This is a genomic window from Pseudomonas sp. BNK-15, assembly GCF_047456105.1.
GTDB lineage: Bacteria > Pseudomonadota > Gammaproteobacteria > Pseudomonadales > Pseudomonadaceae > Aquipseudomonas > Aquipseudomonas putida_E.
Genome location: NZ_CP179898.1, coordinates 3,300,559 through 3,315,066 on the forward strand (window position 1 = coordinate 3,300,559; position 14,508 = coordinate 3,315,066).

The window sequence follows — 14,508 nt, forward strand, 5'->3', positions numbered from 1 at the left end:
TAAGCATGGCAGTGGATCTGACCAGCATTGTGCTGGGCTTGGTGGCAGGCGCCTTGCCTTGCCTGGTTTGGGTCATGCAGGTGCAGCGCCGTCAGGCTGCCCGCCAAAGCGAGCGGGCCTTGCTCGAAGAACGCCTCAATGGCGCCCTGCTGGCCCAGGCCGGCCTGCAGGCGCAACTGGATGCCAGCCGGGACGAGGTCAGTGACCTCAGCGAAGCCAACACGCTCAAGCAGGCCCAACTGGCCGCCCAGGGCCGCGAACTCGAGCTGCTGCAGATTGACCGCGACAATGCCCGAGACGCTGCCCACGCCTGGCACCTCGAACGCGTCAACCGGGAAGCCGAACAGCGTCGCCTGGAGGCCCAGGCAGCACGCCTGGAAGCTGAGCTGCGTGAGCAGCAGGACAGCCATCAGCAGCGCCTTGAAGACCTGCAGGAAGCCCGCGATACCCTGCGTGCGCAGTTCGCCGACCTGGCCACGAAAATCTTCGACGAACGCGAGCAGCGTTTCGCACAGACCAGCCAGCAGCACTTGGGCCAGTTGCTCGACCCGCTCAAGGAGCGCATCCAGGCCTTCGAAAAGCGTGTCGAGGAGAGCTACCAGCAGGAAGCCCGTGAGCGTTTTTCCCTGGGCAAGGAACTGGAACGCCTGCAGCAACTCAACCTGCGCCTGTCCGACGAAGCCACCAACCTTACCCAGGCGCTCAAGGGCCAGAAAACCCAGGGCAACTGGGGTGAGTTGATTCTCGAGCGTGTGCTCGAGCATGCCGGGCTGGAAAAGGGCCGCGAGTACCAGACCCAGGTCAGCCTCAAGAGCGCCGATGGGGAGCGCTTCCAGCCAGACGTATTGATCATGTTGCCGGGTGACAAGCAGGTGGTGGTCGATGCCAAGGTCAGCCTCACTGCCTACCAGCAGTTTGTCAGCAGCAATGATGAAAGCGCGCTGAAGCAGCACGTACAGTCGCTGCGCAGCCACGTGAAAGGGCTGTCGAGCAAGGACTACAGCCGCCTGGAAGGCCTGCACAGCCTGGATTTCGTGCTGTTGTTCGTGCCCATCGAGGCCGCGTTCTCGGCAGCCCTGCAGGCCGAGCCGAACCTGTTCCAGGAGGCCTTCGACCGGCAGATCGTGATCGTCAGCCCGACCACTTTGCTCGCTACCCTGAGGGTGATCGACAGCTTATGGAAGCAAGAGCGCCAGGGGCAGAATGCCCGCGAGATCGCCGAACGCGCCGGTTGGCTGTATGACAAGTTCGTGCTGTTCATCCAGGACCTTGACGAGCTGGGCAATCGCCTGCAGCAGGTCGACAAGGCCTATGCCGCAGCGCGCAACAAACTCTGTGAAGGGCGTGGCAACCTGGTCAGCCGCAGTGAGCAGCTCAAGCTGCTCGGCGCCCGTGCCAGCAAGAGCCTGCCGGCCGACTTGCTGGAGCGGGCACTGACGGATGAAGCGGTGCCGGACGAGGCGGTTACTGAACCAGGCTCAGATGGCGATTGAGCAGTGCGCGCAAGGCCGCCGGCTTGACCGGCTTGGCCAGGTAATCGAGGCCTGCGGCATGCACCGTGGCCAAGGTTTCCTTGCTGCCGTCGGCGCTGATCACCACCCCAGGCACCGGCTCGCCCAAGCGGGCGCGTAGCCAGCCCATCAGCCCGGTTCCGGTTTCGCCGTCATCCAGGTGATAGTCCACCAGCGCCAGGTGCGGGCGCATGCCCTGCGCCAGCAACGCCTCGCAGTCGGCGCGGTTGCGCGCTGTCCACACCTGGCAGCCCCAGCGGCTGAGCAGGCTGTTCATGCCGATCAGGATGCTGTCTTCGTTGTCGATGCACAGCACCTGCAGCCCGGCCAGCGGCTGGCTGGCTTGCTCCACCGGTGCGCTCGGCGCGGCTACGGCCTGGCGGGCGATCGGTACGTTGACGCGGAACACGGTGCCTTTGCCCGGCCATGAGCGCACCTGCAGCGTGTGGCCGAGCACCCGGCACAGGCCATCGGCAATCGCCAGGCCCAGCCCCAGGCCCTTTTCGGCGCGGGTCTGGTGGCTGTCCAGGCGCTTGAATTCCTGGAAGATGACCTGCAGCTTGTCGTCGGCGATGCCCGGGCCGCGGTCCCACACCTCCAGCCACAGCCGTTCGCCCTGGCGCCGGGCGCCCAGCAGGATCGGGCTCTTGCCGTAGCGCAGGGCGTTGGTAAGGAAGTTCTGCAGCACCCGGCGTAGCAGCCTCATGTCACTGTCGATCCGCAGGCGGCTACCGCGCAAGCGGAACTCCAGCCCCTTCTCGGCGGCCAGGACCTTGAACTCCGCACCCAGCGTGTCGAACAGCTCATTCAGGGCAAACGGCTTGATGTCGGGGGTGATCTTGCCGTTTTCCAGGCGCGAGATATCCAGCAGGTCGCTGATCAGCTCTTCGGCCGAACGCAGCGAGCTGTCCATGTGCTGCACCAACTGTTGGGCCTCGTCGTTCATGCCCCCGGCCTGCTGCGACAAGGCGGCGGAGAACAGCCGCGCGGCGTTGAGCGGTTGCATCAGGTCATGGCTGACCGCCGCCAGGAAGCGGGTCTTGGACTTGCTGACCGCTTCGGCCTGGCTTTTGGCCTCCGACAGGGCCTGGTTGAGTTGCGACAGCTCGTGGGTGCGTTCGGCCACCCGCTGTTCAAGGCGCTCGTTGGCATCGCGCAACGCCTGTTCGGCCTCGCGGAACGGGGTGATGTCGGTGAAGCTCATCACAAAGCCGCCCCCGGGCATCGGGTTGCCGATCAGTTCGATCACCCGGCCATTGGGGAACAGCCGCTCGGACGAATGCGCACGGCCTTGGCGCATCCAGTGCAGGCGCCGCGCCACATGCACCTGTGCCTCGCCCGGGCCGCACAGGCCGCGTTCGGCGTTGTAACGGATGATGTCGGCGATCGGCCGGCCGACGCTGATCAAGCCGTCGGGGTAGTTGAACAGCTCCAGGTAGCGGCGGTTCCAGGCCACCAGGTGCAGGTTCTGGTCGACCACACTGATGCCCTGGTTGATGTTCTCGATGGCGCCTTGCAGCAGCGCGCGGTTGAACTGCAGCACTTCGCTGGCTTCGTCGGCGATCCGCACCACGTCTTCAAGCTGCATGTCGCGGCCTTCGATGGCAGCCTTGACCACGGCGCGGGTCGAGGAGCTGCCGAGCACCCCGGCGAGCAGGCGCTCGGTGTGTTCGATCCAGTCGCCGTCAGCGTTCTGGTTGGGGTTGAAGCCTTTGCCCTGGCGATAGGCAAAGCGGATGAAGCTTTGCCGCGCACGTTCCTCACCGACAAAGCGCGAGGCCAGCGTCAGCAGGTCATCGATCTGCACCGCCAGCAGCGGTTTGCCGTTGGGGCGGGCACTGGTCTGCTGGCCGATGAAGCGCCCGGCCTGCCAGTGCTCCGAGACGCGCGTGCGTGACAGCATCGAGACCCAGGCGAACAAGGTGAAGTTGCCCGCCAGTGACAGCACCACGCCCTGGGTGAGCGGCGTGATCGGCAGGCCCAGCGGGTTGCCGTGCAGCCACGCCAGGCCCGGGAACAGCTGCAGCGACCAGCCCAGGCTGTGGGCGGCGATCGGCAGCACCAGGGTGTAGAACCACAGGAATATACCCGCAGCGAGGCCGGCGAACACGCCACGGCGGTTGGCTTGCTTCCAGTACAGCGCACCGAGCATGGCTGGAGTGAGTTGGGTCACGGCGGCGAAGGCAATCTGGCCGATGGTTGCAAGGCTTGCGGTAGAGCCAAGCAGGCGATAGCTGACATAGGCCAGCAGCAGGATGACCACGATGGTCACCCGGCGCACCGACAGCATCCAGTGGCGGAACACCTCGAAAGGCCGCTCTGCGTTATTGCGGCGCAATAGCCACGGCAGCAGCATGTCGTTGGAGACCATGGTCGACAACGCCACGGCCTCGACGATGACCATGCCGGTGGCGGCCGAGGCACCGCCGATGAAGGCCAGCAAGGCCAGGCTCGGGTGCGCTTCGGCCAACGGCAGGCTGATCACGAAGGAATCGGAAATCACCGTACCTGGCAGCAGCATTTGCCCAGCCAAGGCAATGGGCACCACGAACAGTGCGGCCAGGGCCAGGTACATCGGGAACACCCAGCGCGCCAGGCGCATGTCCTGTGGCTCGATGTTCTCCACCACGGTCACGTGGAACTGCCGGGGCAGGCAGATGATCGCCATCATCGCCACGGCGGTCTGCACCACCATCGATGGCCAGTTGATCGTCTCCTGCCAGTAGCTGTCCAGCAGCACCGACTGGCGTGCCTGGGTGAACAGGTCGTCAAACCCGTCGTACAGGTTGAACACCACGAACACGCCGACGGCGAGGAAGGCCAGCAACTTGATCAGCGACTCGAACGCGATGGCCAGGACCATGCCGCGGTGGTGTTCGGTAACGTCGAGGCTGCGCGTGCCAAAGACGATGGCGAACAGCGCCAGTACCAGCGACACCACCAGCGCGGTGTCCTGTACGCGGGTGCCGGTGGCGTCGGCATTCGCGCCGATCAGCAGGTTGACACCGAGCACGATGCCTTTGAGCTGCAAAGCGATGTAGGGCAGCACCCCGACAAGACAGATCAGCGCCACCACCACGGCCAGGGTCTGCGACTTGCCGTAGCGCGCAGCGATGAAGTCGGCGATCGAGGTGATGTTCTGCTGCTTGCTGATCAGCACCATCTTCTGCAGCACCCAGGGTGCGAAGATCAGCAGCAGGATCGGGCCCAGGTAGATCGGCAGGAACGCCCAAAGCTGCTCGGCCGCCTGGCCGACCGCACCGAAGAAAGTCCAGCTGGTGCAGTACACCGCCAGGGACAGGCTGTACACCCAGGCGCGCAGCCGCGGCGGCAATGGTGTGCTGCGGCGGTCGCCGTAGAAGGCGATGGCGAACATGACGGCCATGTAGGCCAGGGCGACCAGGGCGATCAGCCCGCTGGACAACGACATGAAGACTCCGGAGCAAAAAAAGTAACGCGGTCCCGATCAGTCAGTCTGGCACGCAGGCACAGGTTCGTCAGCGCCGACGATGGTCGCAGTGGCGTGTCGTCGCAGGGCCGGGCACATCAGCCTGTGCCGGTGCCCGGCAATGCCCGCCATCGCCTCAGGAAATGTCGATCTGGTAGCGGAAGCCTTCTGCTGCTGCCTGGGACACGCGGTACTCCAGCGGGTTGCGGTCGTAACCCAGGGCCGTGCGCTGGATTATCACCACGGGCGCACCTTCCTCGATTGCCAGGTGGCGGGCACTGGCGGCATCGGCAGTACCGACTGTCAGTGTTTCCTTGGCCGAGGCTACGCACTGGCCACAGTGGGACTCGTAGAAAGGGTAGAGCAGGTCGCCGAAGGCCTCTGCATCGATATCCAGCAGGGCCATGAAACGCGCAGCCGGTAGCCAGATCTGCTCATGAAACAGCGGGCGGCCATCTACCAGGCGCAGGCGCTCGAGCCAGATGACCTGTTCTGCGTCGCCCAGCCCAAGGGCTTTGCTGACTTCAGCCGGCGGCTCGCGCAACTGCTTTTCCAGTATGCGGCTGATCGGCACCAGGCGCTGGCCGGTCGAATCCACCTGTCGGAAAAACCGAAACAGTGAACCCTCGAAGTCAGGGCGCCGCACGAAGGTGCCGCGGCCCTGGCTGCGCAACAGCAGGCCTTCATTGACCAAGGTGTCGACCGCCTTGCGCACAGTGCCGATGGCGACACCGTAGAGGCGGGTCAGCTCCGTTTCAGTAGGTATCGGTGCACCCGGTAGCCACTGCCCGGCGGCGATCCTGGCGAGGATTTCTTCCCGTACTTGCTGATAAAGCGGTAGGCGCGGGTCTTGTCCGAGTATCCCGTTACTCATTGTGCGAAGGGTCCATGGCTGACGAGTTGGCGCTACTTTACCACCCGGGGCTCGATTGACAGAGTCGGTCGACTGAAGATATGGTCATATATTCATATATATGACTGCATGTTTGTATAAAAACACAGCGCTTCAGCTGCCATAACAATCGACCAGGGTTCGCTTCATGACCAACCCCTATCTGCCCGCCATCACCGGCGTCGATACCCATGCCCATATCTTTCGCCAAGACCTGCCGATGGTGGCCAACCGTCGCTACAGCCCGGACTACGATGCGCTGATCGAGCAGTACCTTGCTCACCTGGATCAGCATGGCCTGTCCCATGGCGTACTGATCCAGCCCAGTTTCCTGGGCACCGACAACAGCTTCATGGTCCAGGCCCTGCGCCGCTTTCCAGAGCGCCTGCGCGCTGTGGCGGTCGTCGATGCGACGGTCAGCGATCAGCAGCTGGATGCGCTGGCTGACGTTGGCGTGGTCGGCATCCGCCTGAACCTGATCGGCAAGCACCTGGCAGACTATGCCGGGCCCGAGTGGACCGCATTGTTCAAACGCCTGGCTGCGCGCAGCTGGCAGGTGGAAATCCAGCGTGGTTTCGATGACCTGGCATTGATCGTGCCGGCGATCCTCGCCTGTGGCGTGGATGTGGTGGTCGATCATTTTGGTCTGCCTGGCGAAGGGATCGACCCGCGAAAGGACAGCCACCGCACTTTCCTTCACCTGCTCAGCGAACCGAAGCTGTGGCTGAAGCTGTCTGCCGGGTATCGCAGCCAGACCGATCTGGCCAAAGCGCAGGTACTTCTGGCGCAGATACGGCAAGCGGCGGGTGGCCTGGAGCGCTTGCTGTGGGGTAGCGACTGGCCCAATACCCAGTTCGAACGCCAGACCAGCTACGCCGATCAGTATGCCTTCTTCGAAGCGCTGCTCCCCGATGTGGGCGAGCGTGCCCAGGTGCTGAGACTCAACCCGGCGAAGCTGTTCGGCTTCGACCGTTCGCGCTGATACTTACACAATAACAACAGGACACTTTCAACATGATGAGCATGCTCGTCGTCGCGGCCATCGTCGTCGCCGTGGCCCTCGGTTACAAGACCAAGATCAACATCGGCCTTTTTGCCATCGCCTTTGCCTATCTGATCGGCTGTTTCGGCATGGGCCTGAGCCCTTCGGAGGTCATCGGCCTGTGGCCGCTCAAGATCTTCTTCGTGATCTTCTCGGTCTGCCTGTTCTACAGCTTCGCCACGGTCAATGGCACCTTGGAGAAGCTGGCCGAGCACCTTATCTACCGCTGCCGGGCAGTGCCGCAGTTGCTGCCGTTCGCCGTGTTCTTCGCCGCCACCGTGATCGCCGCGATGGGGGCGGGGTACTACACCGTGCTGGCGTTCATGGCGCCGATTACCCTGCTGCTGTGCGAGCGTACCCGCATGAGCCTGATCGTCGGCGGCATGGCCGTGAACTATGGCGCGCTCAGCGGGGCCAACTTCATGTCCAGCCAGAGCGGCATCATCTTCCGCGGGCTGATGACCAATGCCGGCGTGAGCGACAACCAGGCTTTCATCAACGCGGCCGGTATCTTCGTCAGCACCTTGGTCATCCCATTGCTGGTGATCGGGGTATTCGTCTTCCTCACCGGCCATGGCCGCGCGTTGAAGGCGTCTGCCATTGCTGTCGAGGCGCCAGCGGCGCTCAACAGCCAGCAGCGAACCACGTTGTGGTTGACCCTGGCGATGATGCTGATGGTGCTGGCTGCGCCGGTGGCCAGCATCGCCCTGCCGGGCAATGCCACGGTAGCCTTCATCAACGCCAAGGTGGATATCGGCCTGATCGCCAGCCTGTTCTCGGTGATCGCCCTGTTGCTCAAGCTCGGTGACGAACGCAAGGCCATGGCGACCGTGCCCTGGGGCACGCTGATCATGATCTGTGGTGTGGGCATGCTGATTTCCGTGGCGATCAAGGCCGGCACCATCGACATTCTCGCCTCCTGGATCGGCACCAGCATCCCGCCAATCATGGTGCCGGTGGTATTCGGTGCGGTGGCGGCATTCATGTCCATCTTCTCCAGCACCTTGGGCGTCGTGACGCCGGCGCTGTTCCCCATGGTGCTGCCGATTGCACAGAACATGGGTATCGAGCCCATGATCCTGTTCATTGCCATCGTTGCGGGTGCCCAAGCCACCTCGATCTCGCCGTTTTCCTCCGGCGGCAGCCTGATTCTGGGCTCCTGCAGCAACGAGAAGAGCCGCGCTTCGTTGTTCCCGCAGTTGCTGTTCAAGGCGGCGCCCATCGGCTTCGTGGCGGCGCTGGCGTTCAATGTGCTGCTGACCTTCGTGCTCTGACGTTCAAAAGCATGAAAAAAAACCGCAGCCTGGCTGCGGTTTTTTCATGCCTGTCGTTGCAGTGACTAGAACCGGAACCGGCTGATCATCTGCTGCAACTGCCCACCCAGGCGCGCCAGCTCGACACTGGAAGCGGACGTCTGCTGGCTGGCCTGCGCCGTCTGCTCGGAAATATCCCTCACTGTCACCACGCTACGGCTGATCTCTTCGGCCACCGCGCTCTGCTGCTCGGAAGCCGCAGCAATCTGCTGGTTCATCGATTGAATCCCCGAAACGCGTTGGGTTATGCCTTCCAGCGCTACCCCGGCTTCACGCACCAGCGCCACGCTGCTCTGGGTCAGGCTCTGGCTTTCGTCCATCAGTTCGCTCACTGAGCGGGTGCCTTCTTCCAGGCTGCCGATGGCCGACTCGATTTCCAGGGTCGACGCCTGGGTACGTTGCGCCAGGCTGCGCACTTCATCGGCCACCACGGCAAAGCCACGGCCAGCCTCACCAGCGCGTGCTGCTTCGATCGCGGCATTGAGCGCCAGCAGGTTGGTCTGCTCCGCCACTGCCTTGATAACGTCCATGACCTTGCCGATACGCTGGCTCTCGTTGCGTAGCGCACCCATGGCTTGGCCAGTGGCGTCCACCTGGTTGGCCAGCCGGCCGATCTGCGCGACGGCGCGGTTGGCCACACTTTCCCCTTCGCGTGCTTCCTCGTCCGTGGCACTGGCGGCCTGCGAGGCCTCACCGGCGTTGCGCGCCACTTCATGCACGGTGGCGGCCATTTCCTGCATGGCCGTGGCAACCTGATCGGTTTCCACTTTCTGGCTGCTGGCGCCGGCGCTGGTCTGCTCGGTGATGGCCGACAGTTCTTCGGTGGCACTGGCAATCTGCGAAATACCGTCGCGCACCTGCGCGATCAAGTCGCGCAGGTTGCCGGTCATGCCCTGCAAGGCATTTTGCAACTGGCCGACTTCGTCGCGGCGGCGGCTGGCCGGTTGCTCGCTGAGGTCTCCGGCGGCTACCTGCTGCATGGCACGCAAGGCCTGCTGCAGCGGCGCGCTGATCTGGCGGGCGATGATGAGCGCGGCGAAGATACCCATGAGCAGCGCCAGCAGCGTGGTGAAGATCTGCAGGTTCTTGGCGAACTGGCTATCACTGACCACCGATACCGCCTGGGCGTCGAGCAGTTCGCCGATCAGGCCTGTGAGCGTGTTTATGTCGCTGGCCATGGCGTTGCGGCACGCGACCAGCTTGCTCACTTCTCCACGGAAAGCTTCGACCGCCTCGGCATAGGCGCGAACCTGTTGGTTCAGGGTGGCGAACTGTGCGTCGAAGCTGCCATTGAAACGCGCCACCAGGCCTGGCAACTCGTTCACCGTGGTGGCGATCTGTGCGTTCATCAGTTTTTCGGTGTCGGCGTTGGTGTTACCGGTGTAGCCGCGTACGTGGTAGCGGAGCAGGATCAGGTTCTCGCGGATCTGGTTGATCGCTTCGCTGCGTACTACACGTTGCTCGGCATCGGGCAGGGCGCGTACCTGGGTGCGAATGGTCTCGATGCTGGCGAACGAACGGGTGGCAAGGGCGCCCATTTCCTTTTGTGCCGCGCGCATTTTCTGGTACGACTGGAAGCTCTGCGCCTGGTTGGCGGCATACCCGCGAAGGGTCTGCTCGGCCTTGTCGATCAGCGCCAGGCTCTGTGGCTTGACCAAGGTCCCGCGCAGCTTCGCCAGCGGCGTCTGGAACGCTTCAAGCGCGCCCTGCAACGCCTTGCCTTCGTTTTCTGCGCCATTGGCGATGGCGTGGCGCAGGCGCGCCTCACGCAGGTCGCCCAAGGCATCGTTGAGGCGCGACACCTCACTGACCACCTCGCTGCGGCGTACCAGGCTGCCCATGCCTTCCCAGCTGATCAGCGACTGGAGCAAGGTCAGGCCCAGCACCAGGCCGAAACCGAGGAAGAGTTTGTGGGCGATCCTGAGGTCGCCTATCCAGGTAAGCATGCTGCTGAGCTCCTTTTCTTGTGCGTTGGAGGAGACCGGAGGTCCGTTCCTTCTGGTAGATACAGTCATCTATATGTTTAATCGGCAGATGTAACAAAATCTGAACACTGATATCAAGAAGATTGGCGTCAAAATGCCATTATGCGGCGCCGCGGGCGCTGTGCCCGACGTGCCTGGCTTGCCAGCAACAGGCGTTCCCGTGCAAATTTGTGGCTTATCGCGGCCTGCGTGCCTCAAATGACAAAAGCCCCTCAGGGAACAAGGACGATGAGTCATTCCTCGCAATTCACCTTGCTCGGCAAGCGGCGCTTCCTGCCGTTTTTCATCACCCAGTCGCTGGGTGCCTTCAACGACAACCTGTTCAAGCAGTCGCTGATCCTGGCGATCCTGTTCAAGCTCAGCCTTGGCGACGGGGACCGCTCGATCTGGGTCAACCTTTGCGCGCTGCTGTTCATCCTGCCGTTCTTCCTGTTTTCGGCACTGGGCGGGCAGTTTGGCGAGAAGTTCGCCAAGGACGCCTTGATCCGCGCGATCAAGCTGGCCGAAATTGCCATCATGGCCATCGGTGCGCTCGGTTTTGTCAGCGATAACCTGCTGCTGATGCTGGTGGCGCTGTTCTGCATGGGCACCCATTCGGCGCTGTTCGGCCCGGTGAAGTATTCGATCCTGCCCCAGGCGCTGCGTGAAGAAGAGTTGGTGGGTGGCAACGGCCTGGTGGAGATGGGCACCTTCCTCGCCATTCTCGCCGGCACCATTGGCGCCGGGGTGATGATGGCCAGCGACAGCTACGCCACGGTGGTGGCGGGCGGGGTGGTGGGCACCGCAGTGCTGGGCTACCTGGCCAGCCGCTGGGTCCCGCGTGCGGCGGCCGTATCACCGCAAATGCCACTGGACTGGAACATCTTCAAGCAGTCGTGGGTGATCCTGCGCATGGGGTTGGGGCAACCGCCCGCGGTGTCGCGTTCGATCGTCGGCAACTCGTGGTTCTGGTTCGTCGGCGCCATCTACCTGACCCAGATCCCGGCCTACGCCAAGGATTGGCTGCATGGTGACGGCACGGTGGTGACCTTGGTGCTGACCCTGTTCTCGGTGGGTATCGCCTTGGGCTCGTTATTGTGTGAGCGGCTCAGTGGGCGCAAGGTCGAGATTGGCCTGGTGCCTTTCGGCTCGTTTGGCCTGACGCTGTTCGGGCTGCTCTGGTGGTGGCACTCCGGTGATGTGCCGGCCGGCGCAGCGCCGCACGACTGGCTGGCACTGCTGGGCATGAGCCAGGCCTGGTGGATCCTGGTGTCGATCGTCGGCCTTGGGGTATTCGGCGGCTTCTATATCGTGCCGCTGTACGCGCTGATCCAGGCGCGCACCGCCGAGGGCCAGCGCGCGCGAGTCATCGCCGCCAACAATATTCTCAATGCCTTGTTCATGGTGGTGTCGGCCATCCTCACCATCGTCCTGCTGGGCCTTGCGGACCTGAGCATCCCGCAGCTGTTCCTGGTGGTGTCGCTGCTCAATATCCTGGTCAACGCTTACATCTTCAGGATCGTGCCCGAGTTCACCATGCGCTTTTTGATCTGGCTGTTGAGCCACTCGATGTACCGCGTGGAGCATCGCGGCCTCGAGCGCATCCCCGACGAAGGCGCAGCGTTGCTGGTGTGCAACCATGTGTCATTCGTGGACGCGCTGCTGCTCGGCGGGGCGATCCGCCGCCCGATCCGGTTCGTGATGTACTACAAGATCTACAACCTGCCGGTGCTCAATTTCGTGTTCCGCACCGCAGGTGCCATCCCGATTGCCGGGCGCAATGAAGACCAGGCCACTTACGAACGCGCGTTCGCCCGTATCGCCGAGTACCTGGCGGCGGGGGAGGTGGTGTGCATTTTCCCGGAAGGCAAGTTGACCGGCGATGGCGAGATCGATGTGTTCCGCGGTGGTGTCAGCCGCATTCTCGAAGAAACGCCGGTGCCGGTGATTCCACTGGCGCTGCAGGGGCTGTGGGGCAGTTTCTTCAGCCGCGATCCGGGCAAGGGGTTCTTCAAGCGCTTGTGGTCGCGGGTGACCATCGTCGCCGGAGCGTCCATCCCGGTGGAGGTGGCGCAGCCTGAGTTGCTGCGTGAGCAGGTCAGCCGCTTGCGCGGCGACCTGCGTTAGGCATAAGCCGTCAGCTGGCGCTGACTTTCAGGCCGATCAGGCCGGTAACGATCAGCGCCACACTGACCAGCCGCACCAGGGCCATGGATTCACCGAACAGGATGATCCCGGCGATCACTGTGCCGACGGCACCCACGCCGGTCCAGATGGCATAGGCGGTGCCCAGCGGCAGCTCTTTCATGGCCAGGCCCAGCAGGCCCAGGCTGATGACCATGGCGCCGACGGTTAGCACGGTGGGAAGCGGGCGGGTGAAACCGTCGGTGTATTTGAGGCCGACAGCCCAGCCGACTTCGAACAGGCCGGCGAAGAACAGGATGATCCAGGACATGAGTGAGTCTCCATCGTTTGAATGATGGGGCCGTCCCCGGAATGGTCACGCGGTGCGTCGTGAGGTCGTCCTCACCGTGGGCATGATAGTGCAGCTGCAAGCTGCAAGCTGCAAGCAGTACGGCGTCGTTTTGGGCGCCGCGGTACCGCTTTTGATTTTTCTTGCAGCTTGCAGCTCCAAGCCGCGTCAGACCCCTTGCGGAATCTCTTCGCCGCCCAGCGCTTCGAACAGCACCGGCAGGAATTCGCTGAAGGTCATCATCATCAGCAGGAAGCTGGCATCGAACTGCTGCGCCGCTTCATCGCCGCCATCCTGTTCGGCCTGCTCCTGCAGCAACTCCTCGAACTTCAGGCGCTTGATCACCATCTTGTCGTCGAGCACGAACGACAGCTTGTCCTGCCAGGCCAGGGCCAGCTGGGTGACCACCTTGCCAGTGCTCAGGTGCAGCTGGATTTCCTCGCCGGTCAGGTCCTGGCGCTTGCAGCGCACGATGCCGCCATCTTCGGCGGTGTCGCGCAACTCGCATTCATCCAGCACATAGAAACCTTCGGCAGCCTGCTGCGACTTGACCCAGTCGGTCATGGTCGCGGCCGGTGCGATCTTGACCGTGGCAGGGCGCACCGGCAGCGAGCCCATCACCTCACGCAGGGTCGACAGCAGGTCTTCGGCGCGCTTGGCGCTGGCCGAGTTGACCAGGATCATGCCCAGGCGCGGGGCGATGGCGGCGAAGATCATCGAGCGGCGGATGAACGCGCGCGGCAGGAAGGCCTGGATGATCTCGTCCTTGATCTGGTCGCGTTCCTTTTTATAGACCTTGCGCATCTGCTCGGTCTCGATCTCTTCGACCTTCTCTTTGACAGCATCGTTTACGACGCTGCTTGGCAGGATGCGTTCTTCCTTGCGCGCGGCAATCAGCAGGAACTCGCCGCTGACGTGCACCAGGGGAGCGTCTTCGCCTTTGCCGAACGGCGCGACGAAACCATAAGTGGTCAGCTCCTGGCTGGCGCAGGGGCGGGCCGGCTTGCTGGCCAGGGCGGCCTCCAGTGCTTCAGCCTCGAACGGGACATCCTGGGTCAGGCGGTAGGTCAGCAGGTTCTTGAACCACATGAGGGTGAGTCTCTCCTTAATGCATAAGGGGGGCATTATTCTCCGTGCAGCCGTTCCAGGCCAGCCCTGTCATCGGGCCAGCAGCCATATAGAGGAAAGAAACCGTAGACGGCGCTAGGTCTTTGAAAGGCCTGAGAATTTTTTTTAGAAAAGTTGAAAAATGTGCTTGCCAGGGTGGCGCTCCCTCCGTAGAATGCGCGCCACACCGAGACGAAGGGTGATTAGCTCAGCCGGGAGAGCATCTGCCTTACAAGCAGAGGGTCGGCGGTTCGATCCCGTCATCACCCACCACTCGATGTATAGCGCAGCGGTAGTTCAGTCGGTTAGAATACCGGCCTGTCACGCCGGGGGTCGCGGGTTCGAGTCCCGTCCGCTGCGCCATATTCCACTTCCAGGGCCCACTGAACACCCGGAAGTAACAAAAGAAGCGACCTTAGGGTCGCTTTTTTTGTTTGTGCTGTTTGAATCTTTTCAATTTTTTTAAAAAAAACAGCCCAACGACTTGCCACGCTTGCGCTTGCTCCGTAGAATGCGCGCCTCACCGAGACGAAGGGTGATTAGCTCAGCCGGGAGAGCATCTGCCTTACAAGCAGAGGGTCGGCGGTTCGATCCCGTCATCACCCACCACTCGATGAATAGCGCAGCGGTAGTTCAGTCGGTTAGAATACCGGCCTGTCACGCCGGGGGTCGCGGGTTCGAGTCCCGTCCGCTGCGCCATATTCCACTTCCAGGGCCCACTGAACACCCGGAAGTAACAAAAAAAGCGACCTTAGGGT

9 protein-coding genes, 4 tRNA genes and 1 pseudogene are annotated in these 14,508 nt (G+C 62.9%); 8 read left to right on the top strand and 6 right to left on the bottom strand.

The genetic code is table 11. The features are described from left to right. The first annotated feature begins 119 nt into the window (after window positions 1-119). Window positions 120-1,493 (top strand): DNA recombination protein RmuC, encoded by a 1,374-nt coding sequence (gene rmuC / locus ACMGF5_RS15095; RefSeq protein WP_414156840.1) that lies wholly within the window; start codon window positions 120-122, stop codon window positions 1,491-1,493. Here the strand turns inward: rmuC and ACMGF5_RS15100 are convergent. Together ACMGF5_RS15100 and ACMGF5_RS15105 are read right to left on the bottom strand one after the other, a co-directional pair. Then, window positions 1,465-4,941, bottom strand: coding sequence for a hybrid sensor histidine kinase/response regulator (locus ACMGF5_RS15100; protein ID WP_125924953.1), 3,477 nt, complete (start codon window positions 4,939-4,941; stop codon window positions 1,465-1,467). The two genes, rmuC and ACMGF5_RS15100, sit on opposite strands and share 29 nt — an antisense overlap. A 154-nt stretch (window positions 4,942-5,095) precedes the next feature. Continuing rightward, window positions 5,096-5,833 carry a GntR family transcriptional regulator gene (locus ACMGF5_RS15105; protein WP_115272964.1) on the bottom strand — a complete coding sequence of 246 codons (738 nt, stop codon included), beginning with the start codon at window positions 5,831-5,833 and terminating at the stop codon, window positions 5,096-5,098. A 166-nt stretch (window positions 5,834-5,999) separates the two neighbouring features. On the opposite strand from ACMGF5_RS15105, the gene ACMGF5_RS15110 reads away from it, so the two are divergent. Together ACMGF5_RS15110 and ACMGF5_RS15115 are read left to right on the top strand one after the other, a co-directional pair. Further along, window positions 6,000-6,833 (top strand): amidohydrolase family protein, encoded by an 834-nt coding sequence (locus ACMGF5_RS15110; protein WP_115272963.1) that lies wholly within the window; start codon window positions 6,000-6,002, stop codon window positions 6,831-6,833. Window positions 6,834-6,865: 32 nt separating this feature from the next. Then, window positions 6,866-8,167, top strand: coding sequence for an SLC13 family permease (locus ACMGF5_RS15115; RefSeq protein ID WP_119688416.1), 1,302 nt, complete (start codon window positions 6,866-6,868; stop codon window positions 8,165-8,167). A gap of 65 nt (window positions 8,168-8,232) precedes the next feature. Here ACMGF5_RS15115 and ACMGF5_RS15120 read toward each other — a convergent pair whose 3' ends face one another. Together ACMGF5_RS15120 and ACMGF5_RS15125 are read right to left on the bottom strand one after the other, a co-directional pair. Further along, entirely contained in the window at window positions 8,233-9,096 is an 864-nt protein-coding gene (locus tag ACMGF5_RS15120; RefSeq protein WP_371926624.1) for a methyl-accepting chemotaxis protein, read from the bottom strand. Then, a pseudogene (locus ACMGF5_RS15125) lies at window positions 9,088-10,221 on the bottom strand (methyl-accepting chemotaxis protein); the annotation flags it as partial. The pseudogene ACMGF5_RS15125 and the gene ACMGF5_RS15120, both read right to left, overlap by 9 nt. A gap of 198 nt (window positions 10,222-10,419) precedes the next feature. Here ACMGF5_RS15125 and ACMGF5_RS15130 point away from each other — a divergent pair. Further along, a complete protein-coding gene (locus tag ACMGF5_RS15130) occupies window positions 10,420-12,297 on the top strand; it encodes a 1-acyl-sn-glycerol-3-phosphate acyltransferase (RefSeq protein WP_346640979.1) in 1,878 nt (625 codons plus the stop codon). A 10-nt stretch (window positions 12,298-12,307) separates the two neighbouring features. Here the strand turns inward: ACMGF5_RS15130 and sugE are convergent, their stop codons facing one another. Together sugE and rdgC are read right to left on the bottom strand one after the other, a co-directional pair. After that, window positions 12,308-12,625, bottom strand: coding sequence for a quaternary ammonium compound efflux SMR transporter SugE (gene sugE / locus ACMGF5_RS15135; protein WP_012313171.1), 318 nt, complete (start codon window positions 12,623-12,625; stop codon window positions 12,308-12,310). A gap of 186 nt (window positions 12,626-12,811) precedes the next feature. Next, window positions 12,812-13,732: a recombination-associated protein RdgC gene (gene rdgC / locus ACMGF5_RS15140; protein WP_046787424.1), complete on the bottom strand. Its 921-nt coding sequence runs from the start codon at window positions 13,730-13,732 to the stop codon at window positions 12,812-12,814. A gap of 215 nt (window positions 13,733-13,947) precedes the next feature. Between rdgC and ACMGF5_RS15145 the strand changes: the two genes are divergently transcribed. The 4 genes from ACMGF5_RS15145 (at window position 13,948) to ACMGF5_RS15160 (ending at window position 14,449) form a co-directional block, all read left to right on the top strand. Next, window positions 13,948-14,023 (top strand) — tRNA-Val (locus tag ACMGF5_RS15145). A gap of 13 nt (window positions 14,024-14,036) precedes the next feature. Then, window positions 14,037-14,113: transfer RNA gene (locus ACMGF5_RS15150), tRNA-Asp, on the top strand. A 170-nt stretch (window positions 14,114-14,283) separates the two neighbouring features. Further along, window positions 14,284-14,359 (top strand) — tRNA-Val (locus ACMGF5_RS15155). 13 nt (window positions 14,360-14,372) lie between these two features. Next, window positions 14,373-14,449, top strand: a tRNA-Asp gene (locus tag ACMGF5_RS15160). Window positions 14,450-14,508 lie beyond the last annotated feature (59 nt).